The sequence below is a fragment of the Myxococcus qinghaiensis genome (genome assembly GCF_024198215.1).
Lineage (GTDB): Bacteria > Myxococcota > Myxococcia > Myxococcales > Myxococcaceae > Myxococcus > Myxococcus qinghaiensis.
In genome coordinates this window covers 82945-101896 of record NZ_JAKCFA010000009.1, presented here as the reverse complement: position 1 = coordinate 101896, position 18952 = coordinate 82945, and the positions used below count along the sequence as shown (strand labels likewise).

The 18952-nt window shown below is 67.9% G+C and carries 11 protein-coding genes; 6 read left to right on the top strand and 5 right to left on the bottom strand.

Going from position 1 to position 18952, the window contains the following annotated elements; translation table 11 throughout:
• A complete protein-coding gene (locus LZ199_RS18430; protein ID WP_253995026.1) occupies positions 1-1146 on the bottom strand; it encodes a glycosyltransferase family 4 protein in 1146 nt (381 codons plus the stop codon).
• Between the two features lie 51 nt (positions 1147-1197).
• Positions 1198-2418, bottom strand: a complete 1221-nt coding sequence (locus LZ199_RS18425) for a glycosyltransferase family 4 protein (RefSeq protein ID WP_253995025.1) — start codon at positions 2416-2418, stop codon at positions 1198-1200.
• A gap of 244 nt (positions 2419-2662) precedes the next feature.
• Here LZ199_RS18425 and LZ199_RS18420 point away from each other — a divergent pair, with 244 nt between their 5' ends.
• Complete coding sequence (locus LZ199_RS18420; protein WP_253995024.1) at positions 2663-4240, top strand: serine/threonine-protein kinase; 1578 nt, start codon at positions 2663-2665, stop codon at positions 4238-4240.
• Between the two features lies 1 nt (position 4241).
• Here the strand turns inward: LZ199_RS18420 and LZ199_RS18415 are convergent, their stop codons facing one another.
• From LZ199_RS18415 to LZ199_RS18405, 3 genes are all read right to left on the bottom strand, one after another.
• Positions 4242-5351 (bottom strand): glycosyltransferase, encoded by a 1110-nt coding sequence (locus LZ199_RS18415; RefSeq protein WP_253995291.1) that lies wholly within the window; start codon positions 5349-5351, stop codon positions 4242-4244.
• Positions 5352-5478: 127 nt separating this feature from the next.
• On the bottom strand, positions 5479-6642 hold the full coding sequence (locus LZ199_RS18410) for a glycosyltransferase family protein (protein WP_253995023.1): 1164 nt from the start codon (positions 6640-6642) through the stop codon (positions 5479-5481).
• Positions 6643-6645: 3 nt separating this feature from the next.
• A complete protein-coding gene (locus LZ199_RS18405) occupies positions 6646-7314 on the bottom strand; it encodes a class I SAM-dependent methyltransferase (RefSeq protein ID WP_323389794.1) in 669 nt (222 codons plus the stop codon).
• Positions 7315-7513: 199 nt separating this feature from the next.
• Here LZ199_RS18405 and LZ199_RS18400 point away from each other — a divergent pair, with 199 nt between their 5' ends.
• The 5 genes from LZ199_RS18400 to LZ199_RS18380 all read left to right on the top strand — a co-directional run bounded on the left by LZ199_RS18400 (position 7514) and on the right by LZ199_RS18380 (position 18944).
• Entirely contained in the window at positions 7514-9031 is a 1518-nt protein-coding gene (locus tag LZ199_RS18400; RefSeq protein WP_253995021.1) for an oligosaccharide flippase family protein, read from the top strand.
• Positions 9032-9050: 19 nt separating this feature from the next.
• A complete protein-coding gene (locus tag LZ199_RS18395; protein WP_253995020.1) occupies positions 9051-10001 on the top strand; it encodes a glycosyltransferase family 2 protein in 951 nt (316 codons plus the stop codon).
• 1 nt (position 10002) lies between these two features.
• Positions 10003-10920: a glycosyltransferase family 2 protein gene (locus LZ199_RS18390; RefSeq protein WP_253995019.1), complete on the top strand. Its 918-nt coding sequence runs from the start codon at positions 10003-10005 to the stop codon at positions 10918-10920.
• A gap of 170 nt (positions 10921-11090) precedes the next feature.
• Entirely contained in the window at positions 11091-12185 is a 1095-nt protein-coding gene (locus LZ199_RS18385) for an ROK family protein (protein ID WP_253995018.1), read from the top strand.
• 759 nt (positions 12186-12944) lie between these two features.
• Positions 12945-18944, top strand: a complete 6000-nt coding sequence (locus tag LZ199_RS18380) for an RHS repeat-associated core domain-containing protein (protein WP_253995017.1) — start codon at positions 12945-12947, stop codon at positions 18942-18944.
• Positions 18945-18952: the final 8 nt, after the last annotated feature.

Genomic DNA, 18952 nt, shown 5'->3' with positions numbered 1-18952 from the left:
TCAGCGCCGCGCGAGCAGCTCGTCGAAGAAGTCCAGATGCGCGCGGGCGACGACGGGCCATGCGAAGCGGGTGACGGCGCGCTCGCGGCTTCGGGTGGCCAGCTCCTGTCGTCGCTCCGGACTCTCCAGCAGCGCTCCCAGCGCGAGAGTCCACGCGGAGGTATCCGCCTCCGGCAGCACGAGCCCCGCGTCGCCCACGGTGTGCGGGATTTCGCCGGAGTCGCTTCCCAGCACCGGCACGCCGCACGCGCAGGCTTCGGAGAGCATGCGGCCGAACTGCTCCTTCCACCAGGGCGTCGTCTGGCTGGGCGCGCAGAGCACATCCATGGCGTTGAGTACGCGCGGTACGCCGTCATGGGACACACCGGTGAGCACGCGCACGCGGTCTCCCTGGCGCGCGGCCCAGGCGCGCAGCTCCGCCTCCTGAGGTCCTCCTCCCGTGAACAGCGCGCGCCAGGGGCTCTGGAGCTGCTCCAGCGCCCGCATCAACAGGGACAGGCCCTTCTCGGGAACGAAGCGTCCCAGGTAGCCCACCACGGGAGGCCCATCGCTCTCCCAGCCCAGCTCGCGTCGCACGGCTGCTCCCGAGGCGCGGTCGGGGCGGAACAGCTCCGTGTCCACGCCCACGGGGATGACTCGCGTGGGGCGTGACGCATAGCCCGGTCGACCGAGCAGGTTGTCCTTCACCGTCTCGCCCCAGGCCACCCAGCCCGCGCTGCGCCGCACGACGAAGCGCTCCGACTGGGCGAAGGGTGGGGGATAGCGCTTGGAGAGGTTCTGGAACGTGCTGAAGACGAAGGGTACGTGGCGAGGGGTGAGCATCGCCGCCTCGAGGCCCGCGAGGACGTAGGGCTCCTCCCAGACATGGACCAGGTCCGCGCCTCGGAGGTGCTCGCGCAGCTCCGGGCCATAGACGAAGGCGTGCGGAGAGCGGCTCAGGAAGACGCGGACGCCTTCGACCTTCGCCGCCTCGTAGGGGCCGGGCTTCAGGTGGATGGGGCCAAGGTCGCCGTGAAAGAAGCGGGGCGCCACGGCGGTGACGTCCCATGCCGCTCCGCCGACGCGGGCCAGCTCGTTGGCGAGGCGCCGGTTGAGGGTGACGACGTACGAGTGCGAGACGGTGACGAGTCTGCGAGGCCGCTGCACGGGTGCTCCGATGAGCGGGGGACCAAACCAGAGCCCCCGAGGGCGGTCAACTCAGCGCTTGTCCAGCAGCGTCCGGTACACGTCGAGAATCTCGCGCGCATAGCGCTCGCGGGAGAAGCGCTCCACGGCCGTCCGCCGAGCCGCCACGCCCAATCGCTCACGCAACGGCGCGTCCGTCAGCAGGCGTCTCAGCGCCGCCACCAGGGGCCGTGAGTCTCCAGGTGGAACAGTGAGGACATCCGTGCCGTCGGTGAGGGCCTCGGCCGCGCCGCTCGCGCGAGAGACGATGGCGGGCCGCGCGCAGGCCAGGGCCTCCGCGATGGTGAGTCCGAAGGGCTCCCGCCGGGTGCTGGCGTGCACGAAGACGTCCAGGGCGCGGTAGACGGCGGCGGGCTCCGTCTGGAAGGGCACCAGCCCCACGCGTCCGGAGAGCTTCCAGTGGTCGATGAGCTGGCGCAGCTCGGCCTCGGTGAACTGGGAGCCCGGCGTCTGGTACAGCGGCGCGCCCACCACGTAGAAGCGCACGGACATCGTCGGTTCCAGACGCGTCAGCGCCGCCGCCGCTTCGAGGAAGACGCCCTGTCCCTTCCAGCGCGCATAGGTGGCCACCAGCCCCACGCGCAGCGTGCCTGGAGGAGCGGGGGGCATTCCCGCGAGTGCGTCCAGGTCCGCCGGGACACCCGGGGCGAAGCGCTCCGTGTCCACGCCGTTGTAGACGACATGCACGGGCACCCGGCCGAGCACCCCGCGCGCGTCCTCACCCACGGCGTTCGAGTTGGCGATGGCCGCCGATGCCAGTGGCGCCAGCGTGCCCAGCGCGCGCCGCACCAGGGGCCGCTCACTCAAGAAGTCGTGGATGTGCCAGACGCGCTTGAGCGGCAGGCCCGCCGTGACGGGACTCAACAGGTGGGTCTTGATGCCATTGGAGTGCAGCAGGTCCGGACGCAGGCTCGCGACTTCCTGACGCAGCGCACGGCCGTAACCGGCCAGCAGCGCGGGCGCGGGCAAGAGGCTGCGCGCGAAGCGCCACGTCTCCCAGGAGGTAGGACCCCGCAGAGCGCTGTCGCCCAGGGTGGACAGCTCCCGCGGAAGCGGGAGGAGTCTGGCGTCGACGCCCAGGGTCCGCGCCGCGTCCACCAGCGGTCCCTCGGAGCCCGCGAGCAGGAGGAGGGACAGCCCCGGGTCCAACTGGCGCAGGCAGGCCATCAGGTCCAACAACGCGCGCTCGGCGCCACCGAGGATGCCCACGGGATTGAGGAAGAGGACGCGCACGCGCCTGTGACCGAAGCAGAGCCCTCCGGACCCGTCAATCACCGGAGAAATCAAGCCAGATGAGTGAACCCAGGAAAGCGGTCTGATACGGACCCGCATCGGGTTTCAGTGAGATGGCTTCCACCGGGCGTGCCGGGCGATGATGGACGGGACGATGAGCCCATCTCGAAAATGCCCGCGCTGTGGGGCGGACCATCGACCGGGTGTGACGGTATGCCCGCAAGAGGTGTTTCGAGGCGGCGTCGTGGCGCGGGCCGGTGCGTATCGCCCGGACTCGGAAGAGGACACGGACGAGGCCACGTTCAAGCGTGAGCGGCATCAGGTGTCGGAGCCCGTGCGGCCCCTGGTGGAGGGTGTTCCCGCCGCGTACGCGGCCCGGGCGATGAAGTGGGAGGAGTCCGTCACCCGCGACGTGCTGGTGGGCACGAAGGTGGGCGACTACCTCATCAAGCGTCGCATCGGTCGCGGTGGCATGGGCATCGTCTACGAGGGAGAGCACGCGGTCATCGGACGCAGGGTCGCCATCAAGGTGATCCGCCCGGACTTCGTCGAGGTCGGCCGGGCGCGAGACCTGGCCACGGAGGCGCGCTCGGCGGCGGCCATCCGTCATCGCGGCATCATCGACATCATCGGCTTTGGCACCATCCCCGACGTGGGGCAGTACCTGGTGATGGAGTACCTGGAGGGCACTCCGCTGGATGAGGTCATCCACCAGCGTGCCCCCATGCTGGAAGCGGAGGTCATCAAGATTCTGGACGCGCTGCTGAGCGCGTTGGCCGCGGCGCATGGCGTGGGCGTCATCCACCGCGACCTCAAGCCGGGCAATGTCTTCATGGTGCGCGAGGCCGACGGCAGTGAGTCCGTCAAGGTGCTCGACTTCGGCATCGCCAAGCGCAGTGAGGCGCCGTTCGGCAGCACGCCGCAGACGCACGCCAACGCCATGGTGGGGACGCCTGAGTACATCGCGCCGGAGCAGGCCTGTGGGCATGAAGTCAGTCCGCAGACGGACCTGTATGCCGTGGGGGTCATCGCCTACGAGCTGCTGACGCGGCGACTGCCCTTCGAGGGCGAGTCGGCCATGGCCATCGTCGTGCACCACGTCCGCACGCCGCCGCCGCCGCTCTCCAAGCACCGGCAGGTGAACTCCGCGCTGGAGGCCCTGGTGATGAGGCTCCTGGCGAAGGAGCCGTCCGCGCGTCCCGCGTCCGCGGAGGCCGTGCGTCGCGAGCTGAAGCTGGTCCTCGCGGGGTTCTCCGAAGGGGCGACCCGCCTCTCCGTGCTTCCTCCGGACGTCCGTGCCACGGAGCTGCTCCAGGCCCTTCCCTTGATGAAGGGAAAGGCAGGGCGCCGAGGGCGAGGCCGCCGTGCGGCCATCTCCGAGTCCGACCGTCCGACGAATGTCCTGGTGACGCCCACGATGTTGCTGGAGGCGACGTCGCTGGACCACAAGGCCTTGCGCCCGCTGCGCTCACGCAAGCTGTTGATGGGCGGCGCGCTGGCGCTGGTGGTCCTGGTGGGTGGTTGGGCCTTCCTGTCACAGGCCCGGACGCGCGCGGCCCGCCGCGATTCGCCTCGCGCGCGTGTCCAGAAGACCGCGCCTGGGGGAATGGGCACGGTGGTGCTCAAGGTGAACGGGCCTCCGCTCCAGGAGGTGTTCGTGGATGGCAAGAGCCACGGTGAGAAGTATGTGCTGGAGCTGCCCGAGGGCACCCACCGGTTGGAAGTGCGGGGCCATGGCCGCAAGGCCTCTCACAGCAGCTCCATCGACATCCGCGCGGGTGCGTTCATCGAGCACCACGTCACGCTGCCTTCGCTCCTGTGAGTCAGCGGGGGAGTCGCTGATACGCATCCAGGATGGCGCGCGTGTGGGCCGTCCACGTGAACTGTCCCGCGCGGGCGAGGCGGGCGGAGCGCGGTGGAGGTGACATGCGTCCGGTGAGGAGCGAGTCGACCGTCTCGGTCCACGCGGAGAGGTCTCCGACGGGACAGTAGAGGCAGGTGGCCTCACCTACTTCGCGAAGCACGGGCAGGTCGCTGGCCACCACGGGGGCACCGCAGGCGAGGGCCTCGATGAGCGGGAGTCCGAAGCCCTCTGCCTCGCTGGTGATGAGCACGGCCTTCGCGCCGCGGTACAGGCCCGCGAGCGTGGCGCGCTGCTGGAACGGAGGTTGGAACAAGGCGTCGCCGATGCCGAGTCGCGCGACGTGCTCCCGCTGCGCCGAGTCCAGGGCGCCCCCTTGCTGGACGAGGCACAAGTCAGGGTGGCGGGAGCGCAGCGCGGCGAAGACGTCGAAGAGCACGTCCAGACGCTTGCGAGGAATCGCGCTGCCCACGTGGAGCAGATAGGGCCGGCCCGCCAGGGGTGCGAGCACGTCCCGACTGTGGTCTCCTGGAGCGGGCTCCTCGCGGTACTCGGGAGCCGTGCCGAGCGGCGCCCAGACGAGGCGAGCCGGGTCCACCAGCCCATGGGCGAGCAGCTCCGCGCGCACGGCCTGGGAGTTGTGGAAGACGATGGCGGCGCGTTCGAGCCCACGGAGTTGAGTCCTCGCCATCAGGCGGAACCACGCGGGGCGGGCTTCACGGTGCGGCTCCACGACGGAGCGGAACGCATCCAAATCGTGGCAATAGACGCCGGTGCGTGAAGCAGGGAGCGCATGGACGAGCTGCGCGTAGGAGTGGTCCACGATGTGGAACGCCTCGAACCGGGGCCGTGCCAGCAGTGCGCGCGCGGGATAGAGCCCGAAACGGGTGAGGAGGCGGTCCGCGTTGAAAGCCGCGCGATGTGAGTCCAGACGTGGGAGCCGACGCACCATGGAGGGCAGGGCGGGGCGCAGCGCTCGCGCCGAGACTTCGTCCGGATAGGCGGCCAGTCCGTCGAGGAGTGACTCCCCCACGAGGTCCATGCTGTGCCAGCCCTCCTCGCGAGGGTCCATGAGCACCGCGAGTCGGAGGGGCGCGGAGGACGTCACGGGAGGTTCCCTGGAGCGTGAAGGGCCATGGAGTGCGCGAGTGAAGAGGTGTTGGAGACGATGCCACGAGGACGGCGTCGCGGCTCGGGAATCACGGGGGCGTGCGCAGCAGGGTTTCCACGGTGCGCTCCAGCGCGAAGCGCTCGCGGTACAGCCGGGCCGCGCGTGCGCCCAATGCCGCGCGCTCCTCGGGCTGGGACAGCAGCCGCTCCGAAAGGGCGACGAGCGCCTCTGGAGTGGTGCCTTCCGCCAGGGCGACGGCGCCTGATTCCCGCCAGATGGGCTCGGTGAGGTGACCCGTCTGGGTGGCGACCGGACGGCCCAGGGCGACTCCCGCCATGGTCGTCGAGCGGCGCGAACTCACGCCATCCAGGTACGGCTGGACCAGCAGGTCCACGGCCGCGAGATGTGCAGCGAGGTCCTCGGGGGCCAGGGCATCTCGGGACTGGAATCGTGAGGCGAGCTCCGGATGGCGGGCTCCCAGTTCCTGGGCGAACCCCTGACTGCCTCGGCCCAGCAGCAGCGCCTTGCGCTGTCCGTCCGCGCGAAGCAGCGGCACCAGGACGGCAGCCAGAGGCCCGCGGAGGTGCGAGCCATAGGTGCCGAAGTGTCCCAGCCACGGGCCCGCGCCCAGCGCCGCTTGCGTCGCCGCGAGGGAGGCCGCTGGCACCTCGGTGGGGATGTTGCTGGGAACGGGGCACCACTCCGCGCGGTGGCGGAGGCGCGAGGGCAGGTGCTCCGCCCAGGAGGGAATGGACACGAAGGCGCGGTCCGCCACCTCGCCCACCAGTCGCGCCATCACCCGGGTGACACCCGCGAGCAATTGATGGCGTGGCGCGGCCGAGAGGCTCCAGGGGTACACGATTTCGTGGAAGAAGACCCAGCGCTCATCCTGGCGACGCGCGGCGAACCACGCGCAGAAGGGCACGTTCATCGCCTTCAGGCCAAAGGCATGGGGCACGTACTGGAGCAACAGCCGACGTGGCGCAGGGTGGTGGCTCAGCGCACGTGTCAGGCGCACGAGCCCCGGTGGTGTGAAGAGTCCCGGGATGCGGTGAAGGGTGACGCCGTGCTCTTCGCGCACCTCCAGGTCGCCAGGAGCCCAGACATGCACTTGCTGTCCGGCCCGTGCGAGGGATTGCGCCACCAGTCGGGAGTAATCACTGACGCCGCCCGGCTGGGGTGGATACTCCCCTGTGAGCAGGTGCCACGAGACGGGCCTGTCATCGCCCCGTGCGTCGCCGGAGGAGGTCACGGCTCAGGAGGCTTCCAGGTCGCGGACGGCGAGGAGCTGGAAGGCGTGCTGGGGAAAGCGCGTGGCGAAGGGCTCGGTGAGGATGGACAGCCGGCTGCCCAGTCGCGCGGGGCGGAGGCGTGGCAGCGCGAAGTCACCGCGCAGGGGCTTCCAGCCGCTCATGCCGGTGACGCGATAGCCGCGCAGCTCGAAGTCATAGACCTCCCAGCCGGAGCGGTGGACCTGATGGACGTTGTTGTCCCATTCGTCCTGGGGAAGAAAGCCGTTGGGGGTGAAGACGACGACGCGCTTGCGCGCGAGCGACTCCATCATCTCCAGCAGCCGATATCCCTCGGGCTTCTCGAAGTGCTCGATGACGTCCAGCGCGATGACCGCATCGAAGCTCTTGGGCGCGAAGTGCTTGCCGACCTCGAGCAGGTCCATGCAGTGGTATTCCTGATGGATGCCCGCCGCGCGGCTGCGCTCGATGCTCGCCGGGTAGCCATCGACGCCCACGGTGCGCGAGAACAGGTGTGAGATTTTCTTCAGCGGAGAGCCTGAGCCGCAGCCGATATCGAGCACGCTGTCGCACGAGCCCACCAGCGTGTCCCGCAGCGTGCGGTGGAAGACTTCGTGCTCGCTGACGAGCACCTCGCGCTTGAGGAACTGGAAGAGGGAGTGGCTCGGTGACATGCGCGGCGGACCGTAGCCCCGGGGCTTCCTGGGTGGCAACCACATGGGCGGGCACCCGAGCAGTCGAGCCGCTGGCCCACTGTCCCGACGCCCCTGCATTGCTTGTGGGGGTGGGACGGCCCCGGTAGCATCGAGCGGGCGCCGTCCACGTGGGTCGGCCCTCGTCGTTGATGCCCGGGAGCGGGCTGTCCCCCTTGCGATGACCGCGACCGCCGCACCTGACGTGGACACTGGCGACGTCAAGGCCCGTGCCCTGAAGGGCATGGTCGTGCTCGTGGCGCGGACCATGGCTTCGCAGGGCCTGCGGGTGGTGAGCGCCCTGGCGCTCTCCCGGTTGCTGTTTCCCTCGGACTACGGCCTGTTCGGCATCGTCGCCTATGCGGCCTCGCTGGGGGTGTTCCTGGGGGACCTGGGGCTGAGCGCGGCGCTGGTGCGTCAGCCCCACGAGCCCACGCGGGATGAGACGTTCACCATCTTCTGGTGCCACCAGGCGCTCACCGCCGTCATCGTCGCCGTCGTCTGTGCGTTGGCCCCCCAGCTCACGGAGGGCTACGCCCTGGGCGAAGGGGCGGTGCCCATGGTGTGGGCCATGGCGCTGGGGTTGTTCCTGTCCTCGCTGCGCGTGATTCCGCTGATGGCGCTGGAGCGGCGGCTGGCCTTTCCGGCCATCGCGCGGGCGGAGCTGGCGGAGAACGTGGCCCAGGTGGCCAGCACGCTGGCCATGGCGGCGGCGGGCCTGGGGGCGTGGGCGCTGGCGCTGGGGGCCCTGGTTCGAGGCGTGGTGGGGTTGGTGTGTATCGCCTGGGCTTCGCCGTGGCGCCCGCGCGGAACGTTCCGGATGGACGTGCTGCGGCGGCTCCTGGGTTTCGGACTGGCCTTCCAGCTGCCTCCGCTCGTGGCGGCGGTGGTGGCGGGCTGGGTGCCGCTGGTGGTGGGGAAGGTGCTCGGCAAGGACGCCGTGGGGTTGGTGAACTGGGCCTGGGCGCTGGCCTCCACGCCGATGATGCTCAGTGTCGTCCTCAACCGCGTGGCCTTCCCTGCCTACTGCCGGTTGCAGGATGACCCCGAGGGCTTCGCGGAGTACCTGCGCACCTCGCTGCGGCGGCTGGCCGCGGTGCTGTTGCTGACGCTCCCCGTGGCGGTGCTCGGGATGCCCGTGCTGGTGCCGCTGTTCTTCGGCCAGCGGTGGGCCGCCGCGGTACCGCTGGTGCAGTGGTTCAGCCTGGAGTGTCTGCTCATCGTGTTGACGGGCCTGCTCGCCACCGCGCAGAACGCGGGAGGCCGCCCCTGGGAGCGGCTGGCCGTCGTCGTGGGCGTGGGCGCGGTGAAGTGGAGCATCGGCACCTGGGCCATCCACCGCTTCGGCCTGGCGAGCGTGGGGCCCGTGGGCCTGGTGGTGTCGCTGGTGGAGGTCTGGGTGACGGCGTGGCGCGTGTCGCGGCTCAACCCGGCGCTGCGCGGGCTGGTGCTCCAGGTGGTGGAGCCCCTGGTGACCGTGGGGCTGCTCGTGTCGGCGGCCTTCCTGGTGGTGCACCTGTGGATTCGAGATGGCGGGCTGTCGGGCTGGGCGGTGGGGACGGCGGTGTTCTTGGTGCTGGTGCTCGTGCGGGAGCTGTTGCCGGGGACGCTCTCGCTCCTGGGCGAGTTGCGAGACATCCTCGCGTTTGTCCGAGCGCGGCGGGCCGCTCGGGTTGTTCCGGCGAGCCCGGTGTCATGAGAGGGACGTGAGGCATCCGATGACGAAGCCGGACCTGGTCATCTCCATCGTCAACCACAGCAACCCGGAGTTGCTGCACGACTGCCTGCGGACGCTGTACGAGACGACGCGGCAGTGCACCTTCGAGGTGTGGGTGGTGGACAACGCCACGGACGGTCGCGGCGTGGAGGCGATGCGACGCGACTTCCCCCAGGTGCGCTGGCTCTTCAACTCCGCGCGCAAGGGCTTCTCCGCCAATCACAACCAGGTGCTGCGACAGGCGCGAGGGCGCTACTTCTGCATCTTCAATGACGACACCCTCGTCCATGAGGACGCGTTCGATTCGCTCGTCCGTTTCATGGATGAGAATCCGCGCGTGGGCATGGCGGGTGCGCGGCTGTTGAACGCGGATGGCACCATCCAGAACTGCACCTTCCGGCCCATGTCGTTGTCCGGGCAGTTGTTCGACCTCGTGTTCCTGCCGCGTCCCTTGCACTTCCTGAAGCACAAGGACATCGACCCCGCGCAGTACGGCCATGAGGATGCGCGGGTGAGCTGGGTGCTGGGGGCCTGCATCGTCGTGCGGGAGGAGACGCTGGCGGAGGTGGGGTTGCTCGACGAGGAGCTGTCTCCCTTGGGCAACACGGAGGACACGGACTGGTGCGTCCGGGCATGGCAGGCGGGCTGGGAGGTGGCGTTCTGTCCGGAGGCGGTGATTACACACCTGACGAGCCGCTCGTTCCGTCCGTCCGCCACGGGGCCTGACAAGGTGCGAATCGAGCTGTGGCGCACGCGGGTGGCCTACTTCCGCAAGCACCACGGCCGGCTGCGCGAGTGGATGCTGCGCGCCATCCTGGTGGGGACGCTGCCGTACAACTCGCTGGTGTTGACGCAGACGCTGTTGCGCGGACGCATGGCGCTTCCGGAGTACCGGCGGCAGCTCGCCACCTTCCTGCGCATCTCCGAGATGGGGCTGCGGACGCGGCTCTGACATGCCCTTCTTCTCCGTCGTCATCCCCACCTACAACAGGGCGCGGCTGCTGGAGCGGACGCTGGCCTCCGTGTTCGCGCAGGAGGAGCGGGACTACGAGGTGCTCGTCGTGGACGACGGCTCCCAGGACGACACGCTGGAGGTTCTCGCGCGGCTGGGCGAGCGGGTGAGGGTGCTCCAGCAGTCCAACGCGGGCCCCGGCGCCGCGCGCAACCGGGGCATCCAGGCGGCCCGGGGTGCGTACGTGGTGTTCCTGGACAGCGACGACCTGTGGTTCCCGTGGACGCTGGCGTCCTACCGGCAGGTGCTGGAGGAGCACGGCGCGCCGATGGTGGTGATGGGCACGTCGGTGACCTTCCGTGATGAAGAGGAGCTGGCCCGGGTGGCTCGGGAGCCCGTGCGGGCCTCGCTGTTCACGGACTATCTGGCGAGCGCGCTGGACCGGACTCCGCGCACGGCCTGCGTGTTGGCGGTGAGGACGGAGGCGCTCAAGCGCGTGGAGGGCTTCACGCCGCTGCGCATCGTCGCGGAGGACTATGACCTGTTGTTCCGGCTGGGGACGGAGCCGGGCTTCGCGTGGGTGCGGACGCCGGTCATGGTGGGCTACCGCAGGCACGACGGCTCCGAGTCGACGATGCTGGAGTCGAGCCACCAGGGCATGGCGTACCAGTTGATGCAGGAGCGCCTGGGGCGCTATCCGGGCGGGGCCGAGCGGAGGCGTGAGCGACTGGAGATGTTGCTCTATGCCACGCGGCACGTCTCGCATGTGATGGTCGAGCACCGGCGAATGGACCTCGCGTTGGACCTGTATCGGCGCGGCCTGCCGTTCCACCTGGAGGTGCCGCGCTGGCGGTACCTGCTGGGCTTCCTTCCGAAGCTGGCGGTGACGCAGGTGTTTCGGCGCCTCACGGGGCGGTAGTCCGCGGACTCGCAGGACCGCTCTCCCAAGCGGCATCCGTGTCCTCGCCCGCTCGTACGCTCTCCGCCGCCATGTCGACGACCTGCCTGGCGAGCGGGTGACGGAAGTCGAGCCGAGGCTGCGCATCTTCCAGGGGACGTGCGCATGCGCGTGGCTGCCGGAGGCACGACATGGACGAGGTTCGCTCGGTGGGAACGGAGAAGGGCCGTGGAGTGCCGACCCGTGGCACGGTGAAGGCTTGGGGTGGCATCGACCTGGGGGGAACCAAGATAGAGGCGGTCATTATCGATGAGACAGGCAAGCCGATAGGCCATGCCCGCCATCCGACGCCGGTGCAGGGCAAGCCGGGGGAGGTGGTCCGGGAGATGTATGGGACGCTGGAGGAAGCGGCGGTGACGGCGGGGCTGTCCTCGCGGCGGCTCGCGGGCGTGGGCGTGGGAGCGCCCGGCGCGGTGGACGCGAATGCGGGGACGCTGGCTCGGGTGAGCAACGTGGGGCGTGGATGGACGGAGCCCTATCCCATGGCGAGTGACCTCTCGGACCTGGTGCACGGCCGGGTGGTGCTGGGCAACGACGTCCAGGTGGCGGTCGCCGCGGAGTATCGCCTGGGGGCGGGGAGGCCCTATCGCTCGGTGCTGGGCGTGTGGTGGGGCACGGGCGTGGGCGGGGGGCTGGTGTTGAACGGGGTGCCCTGGAGGGGCCGTGGGGCGGCGGGTGAAGTCGGCCACATGGTGGTGAAGCCAGACGGGGCGCGCTGTGGCTGTGGCCGCCGGGGCTGCATGGAAGCCTACGCCGGGCGTGCGAGCCTGGAGCGCGATGCGCGCAAGGCCGAGGAGGAGGGCGAGAAGACGGTCCTCTTCGAGCTGATGAAGAAGAAGCAGCGCATGCGCCTGACGAGCAGCATCTGGAAGAAGGCGCTGGAAGAAAAGGACGGGCTGGCCACGAAGCTCATCGACCGGGCGCTGCGGATGATGGGGGTGGGGATTGCTTCGGCCATCAACCTGACCGACGTGGATGCGGTCATCCTGGGAGGCGGCCTGGGCACGAGGTTGGGTGAGGAATACGCGGACCGGCTGCACGAGGCCATGCGCCCCCACATCTTCATGCCCGAGCGTCAGCCCCCGGTATTGATGGCGGAGTTGGGAGAGCTGTCGGGAGCCATTGGCGCGGCCCTGCTCGCCGAGCCGCCGATGAAGTCGCCAACCCCAGGGGGAGAACGGCCATCAACCCCAGTTGATTGGCTGGGTATTGCTGGTAATTCCTGAATCAATGGCGGACTTGAGGCTGTCTGGCCTGGGCCCCCGTATCGCAGGCACCGTGCCAAGTCATGGTTTGCTCATGGCTCCGGCATGATTCTTACATCGAGAAATTGTGTGTCTTCCCTATCGCCAGTGTCAGGATGAGCCTGTAGAGTGCTCAACACTTGGCTGTCGTAGGGCCATTCCGCGGAGAGACGGAATGCGGGCTCAGGGGAGAGGGAAGATGGTTCGGACGGGCGGTGGCCGTGTCGGTTGCGAGAGGCGGCTGCGTGGGCATTGGAGAGGCGTGGTCGCCTCGGCGGCTCTGGCCATGTTGGGATTCCTGGGGTGCGATTCAGGGCCTGAGCCGCAGCCAGAGGCCGTGAAGGAAGCAAGCCCAGTCGTGCGCGAATGGCGACCCGCTCCGACGCAGCAGGTCGCGACCAAGACACTCGGTGAGGATTGTGCTCAGCACGGCGGTGCGGAGTGTCTGAGTGGAGTGTGCATTCAGGTGAGGGGACCGGGTGGCTCGGGGCGCGTCTGTAGCGAGTGGTGTCAGCAGGACGTGAAGTGTCCGTCGGGATGGCGTTGCGTGAGCATCGTGCCGGGTTCGACGGAGTCCGTCTGCAGACCTCCATCCAGCGGCGGGTGAAGCCAGGCTTTCTTGTAGGGCGCCAAGACACAGGCATCTGAGTGACGGGACGTCTGACCGAGGACGCGAGGCGTGTCCCGGAATGGGCGCGTGGGGCGAAGTATCTCCAAACGTTTGTGTGAGCGAGGGTTGGGATGTCGCGAAAGACAGAGAGCTGGCGGGGATTCCGGATGCGCCGGGCAGTCGTAGCCGTCCTGGTGGGAGGGATGCTCTCGGCGGTGGGTGCATGGGCCGTGGATGACGATGGCGTCCTGACCGACGAGGAACTGTCGAACAAGGTGGATGAACTCACCGTCAGTCCCCAGCCACCGCTCGCGGGTCCAGGGGAGTATGGCGCTTCCGTGGAGAGCCCTGTCACGCTCGGGGCGCTCAAGCCCAGCTATTCACACGTCGATGTCTCCCTCAAGGGGCCGCTCGGCTCGATTTCGCTGAGACGCATGGCGGGTCCGTCCCTGGGCTCATGGGAGGGAAGCGGGGTGGTCTCCCCCTTCGGCAACGTCGCGGGACCGGCCACTTCCAATCCCGTCAAGCCGAGGCTGCGCTGGACGCACAACTTCCATAGTCACATCGAGTTGAGGGAGGACCTTGGCCTGCCGTGTCCCGTGGGTGAGGTCTGTGGAGGCTTCTACTGGGATGTCTACGGTGGACCCGCGGGCACGAAGGTGACGTTCGACTTCTGCGAGCAGAATGGCTGCTTTGGCTCGAATGGCTCGCTGCAGGACTTTCGCCTTCAACTGGTGGATGGAGACCTGATTGTCCATGCCAAGGATGGGCGCTACGTCTACATGCAGGAGGACCCGAACGGGCCGCCTGGGGCCGGCATCTGGCGGCTGCGCTACATCGAGTCGCTTCAATACGATGAGTCCTCCTGTCCCGTTGAGTATGTGGAGGACGCGGGTGCGGACGTTGCGGCTTCGTGCCACCGGCGCGTCGCGCGCCTGTCCTATGAACTCCCCTCCGAGTGCAGGCAGGGAACCCCTCAGGAAATCTCCCAGACCGTGGGAGCGAATGCCGAGTTGCTCAGGTCCGTGAGCGCGGCGAATGGGGCCCGGATGGTGTTTCGTTATCAGCGCCTCCCGTCCCGGGTTCCCGAACTCGTTTACAAGACGCACGAGTGCGTCCTGAGCTCGGTGGACGTCGTGGGCCGGGATGGCACTGTCGAGCCGTCCGTCGTGACCTATCAGTACGAGCCGCTTTCCACCGATGGTGGCCTCCAGCCCGTGGCGGGACTGCTGTCGGGAGTGGAGTGGCCGGATCAGAGCGGGGGCCCCGTGACGGGCTCCACGCTGGAATATGCCTATCGGGAGGGAGACGCGGGCGTCTGGAGCATTCGCAAGGATGGGGTGCAGGTCGTCCACCAGGTGCTCACGGCGCGAGGCACCGTGCTGGAGGACTCAGATGGCCTGGGTGACTCCGTCGCGAAGAATCGCTACTTCATCACAGCGGAGGCGAACGGGTGTGCGCCGGGAGTCTTCTCCGCGACGGGGTCCTGCACGAATCAGGACCAGTACTTCACCACCCATGGTCGAAGCGTGGGGGATGGCAGTGGCTATTTCGTGAACCAGGTCATGTCGCGGTTCAGGACGCGGCTGGCGGGCAGTGACCCGGTGGGGGACCAGGGCGTTGTCCTATCCAACCAGATGACCACCGTTCAATGTGATGTCCCCTGTCTTGGCGTGGAGTTTCCCGCCACTCAGTCTTCCTGGAACGTCAAGCCGCTCGAGGTGAACGTCGTGCGTACGGTGGAGGCCGCGGGCAGCGTGCTCCATCCCAATGGAGGACGGACCATCTACCAGCAGGAGCTGGCCCCGAGCATGTTGGGGAAGGCCTTCTTGCCTCCCGCGGAGCTGCGCAAGGTCCTTCTTGGGGCGGCGACTCCGGACGGAGGTTCGGCCTTGCTGGAGAAGGAGTACACCTATCTCTACGGTGGAGCGGGCCGCCCCGCGGTGCGGCGTGCCTTCGAACAACTGGTGGAGTCCGACTCGGTGGCCTCCGCCTTCAGTGCTGACGACCCCAGCCTCAAGGTGGAGGTGCGGCGTCAATACGACCCCATCACGAATCGGCTCCTGGGCGTCGTGCGCAGCGGCTACACGATGACGGTCGCTCCCGCGTCGAACTCCTGGAGCCGGGAGGCTCGCGCGGTGGGTACCTACTACCTGACGCATGACGTGTGCGCGGCGCAGCCCGTGGCGGACGCACAGGGGCGTATCCGGACGGTGATGGGACCTTGTGGGGTCGCGGGACTCACGTCGACGGCGTGCACGGCGGGGGTGGTCGTCCCCATCACCACCTACGACTACTGGGACGCCACCGCCGTGGATGACCGTGCAGGGCACCTGAAGTCGAAGAGCGTCTATCCGGCGGGTTGTGGGTCCACGCCCGTCGTCACCACCTATGACGACTACGACGCCCGTGGTCGGCTGCTGCAGATGACGGATGCCAATGGAACCGCGACGCGGTTCGAGTTCGAGGGTCGGAGGCTGGTGCGGAAGATCGCCGCGGCCGGAGACACGCAGCTCCAGGCGACGACGGAGTATGGCTACGACGACAACGCCACGCACGGTGACTACGTGAGACATCCGGATGGGCGCTACGAGGTGTTGTGCTTCCGGAAGAACACCCTGCCCGGCCAGGGCTGCATGGGCGGTCAGCTCACGACCCTGTTGCAGTGGAAGGCCACGTCCAGATGGCGAACGGGGGTGACTCATACCGAACGCGTCGATTACACCTATCACCTGGGGAAGCTGCGCAGCGAGACCTACCGGGACGAGACGAACCAGATACGGCGCACCCGCTTCTATGACAGGGACCCCCTGGAACGGCAGACCTTCGAAGCCTGGGGCGCGGCTGGACCAGCCCTCGCGTCGGACCTCCGGTATACGCAGACGAGTCTCTTCGACACCCAGGGCAACCGGGTGGGGTTGGGGCAGCCCTACCAGCCGGAGGCCGTCGACCCCGCGCCCTGGTGTGGAGGCTTCGACCCCAACAGCCTGGGAGAGGGAGTTCCTCGCCAGCCCGCGAGTCCTCACTGCAAGGCCTTCGCGTACGACCGGTTGAATCGACTCGTCGGGTTGTTGGAGCCGGTGGACGGCTCGAGTTCGACGGGTGAGGCGGTCAAGATGTGCCTGTCCTATGACAAGGCTGGCAACCTGGAGGGTGTTCGCCAGGGATGCCCGAGGGGCAGCGGAACGGTGGGGGATTGCAGCCAGTGTACTCAGCCGCTGCTCGGGTTCCGTCACGACGATTTTGGCAATGTCGTACGGGTCGATGCACCCTGGGGCTCGGGCCCGGCGGAGAGCGTGGGTGGGCCCGTGGGCCGTGGGCGCTTCCATTACCAGTACGATGTGGCGGGGAATCTCATCCGCAAGCAGACGCCGGCCATGGCCGCCGCCACCCCGCTGCAGTGGGTCGAGAACAGCTATGACCAGATGAAGCGGCTCCTGAAGTCGGAGGCCGTCGAATTCGTGGGGAGCGTCGAGTCCCGGAAGACACTCTTTGAATACTTCTACGACCGGACGCTGACGCCTCCCTGGGGATGCCCCGGTTTTGCGCCCTCCTGGCCTTCGAAGGCCATGGGACGCGCTCAGGCGCTCACGGATTCATTGGGGGACACCTGGTTCCGGTATGACTCGCACGGCAATGTCGTGAACGTCGCTCGAAACAGGCCGCTGCCCGGAATCCCGCCTCGCACGGACATCTGCTACGAGTCTGGCAATCGCCTGGTCCCGAGCTCGGCGCGCTACTACGACAACGCGGGGCGGTTGCTGTCGGAGGCGTATCCGGGGGGGCGCATCCTGAGCTACAACTATTTCTCGAGCGAGACGGGGCGCTCCCACCAGATTGAGTCCGTGGACGTCGTGCTCTTCAGCGGCGTGGCATGGAACCAGTCGCTGCGAATCGTGGAGGATGTCCGGTGGGAGCCGTTTGGTGGGGTTCGTTCCTATGTCCTCATCGCGCCGAAAGCGGCTGCTGGAGCGCAGAAGGCCCGGGTCGAGTACCACATCAGCGGGACGAACCAGCCCTTGTCCAGTTGCAGCAGCGCCGCGTTCGCGGGCGGTGGTGATACGACGGGACGGCTCTTCGGTCTCACCGTGTCTCGCTTGGAGGCGGGTGGCGCGCTGGGGGACATCTTCAAGCGAGCCTACACCTGGAAGGCAGACCAGCTCCTCCAGGAGGACACCTGCATCCTCGAGACGGGAAGTGGGCCGCCCACCTCGGTTCGCTATGCGGAGGCGAGCAGCGGGGCATCGGGCTACGACGCACGGCTGCAGTTGAAGCATGCGCATCGGGTCGCGAATGCCTCGGCGACGGCGGGCGGTGCCTTTGGGAGCCGGGCCTACCAGTACGATGCGCGTGGGAACCGGCTGCTGGATGTGCAGGAGGGATGGCGCTTCAAGGGGGAGTACGCGAGCGGCGGTTCGCGCGTGGACCAGTTGACCTCGCGCTACCTGGAGGGGGCGGAGTGTGGAGGCTCGGTCTGCCCGCCCCGGCTCGGTGTGACCCAGCGTTTCACATACGACCCGGATGGCCGTGTGAACCGGATTGCGACCTACAAGAACCGGACGGACAACGTCTCGTCACCCTTCCATGCATGGACGCTGGATGCGACCACGGATGGGAAGCATGCGGCGATTGGCGCCGTCTATCGCCAGGTGGCGGACAGCGAGGATCGTGGCTACGAGTATTTCTATGATTCCGCGGGGCGCAGGCGCCTGAAGCGTTATGACGTCTGCACCGCGGAAGGTGTCCTTGAAGACGAGTACTTCCACGAGGGGACGCGACTGCTCGAGGATTGGGGGAACACGACGCTCAATCCGAGCACCGCGAAGCCGGTCCATGACGAGTACATCTGGCTTGCCGGCAAGCCGATTGGCTTCTTCAAGGTGGGGTTCAACCAGGCCGGGCAGCGCATGCAGGACTTCGAGGGGGATTGCCCTCGAAACGGGGTGCCCGCGCCTTGTGGGCTCTATTTCCTGGTGGCGGATGGTCTGGGGAAGCCGGTCCTGGCTCTCGACTCCTATCGGCGCGTGACAGGCGTCGCGGACTACGACCCTTACGGGCACGTCAATCGCACGACGCTCGTGGCGGACTCGCCCGTGCTGGCGACGGGGCAGGATGCGCTGATGGCGACGGCACAGGTTCCGCACTCGGGGGCACTGGTGACGCAGATGCGGGCCCGGTTCCCCATCCTGGACGTGCAGGGAGGAAGCGGCGTCTATCTCGCGGACAGTGGTGGAACCCTGCTGAACGGGGTGGATGGTCCGTCGACGCTGATGTCGAATGTGACGGCGGGAGGAGCTGTCTCCCGGTGGGTGGTGCCGAGCTCCACAGGGACCGCGCAGGTGAGATTCCAGTCCGCGTCGACCTCGGGCGCTACTCAGGATGCAGCGCTGGGGAGCGTGGAGTACCGGCGGTTCCAGGCGGGGGCGACGCCCGTGTGGACACCGCTGCGCTTCCCGGGGCAGTACCACGACGAGGAGACCGGCTTCTTCGAGAACTGGAACCGGTTCTACGAGCCGAACAGCGGGCGGTACCTGGGCGCCGAGTTGATGATGAGGGAGCCTCAATGGGTCGAGGGACAAGCCAAGTCAGGACGGAGTGTCCCCATCTATTCATACGCTTATGGTAACCCCGTGGGCTTCTCGGACCCGGACGGCAATGTCGGCCTGGGCATGTCGTTCGGCGCGGGTTTCACATGGGTCGTCGACTATCTCTATGAGACCTTGAGTCTCAAGAGTTCGGGGCAAGGCTCCGGGCAGTTGATGACGTTTGTCGATAATCAAACCTTGGAGTCCGAGCAGGCGATGACCTTTACGGGAGGCATCTTCTCCAAGACGGACCGGACGGATGGTTCTCCTACGGAGTTCTATAGCGACCCCGAGCAGGACTCAGGAGCAACGGCCGTGGGCGTGACGGCGGGAGTGAGTATGGGAATCGTCATGACGACGGCGAGCAATGCGAGCGATTTCGGGGGAGTGTCAGACACCTTGAACCTCGACCTTCCAATGATATCGGTGTCGTATTCCTGGAGCCCCAGTGCCAAGACGCTCATTATCGGGTCAGGGAAGGGATGGGGTATGGGGGCGAGTTCTTACCGTGCGGAGACGGTGGGGCTGCAAACGCTTCTGAAGTGAGGTCCACG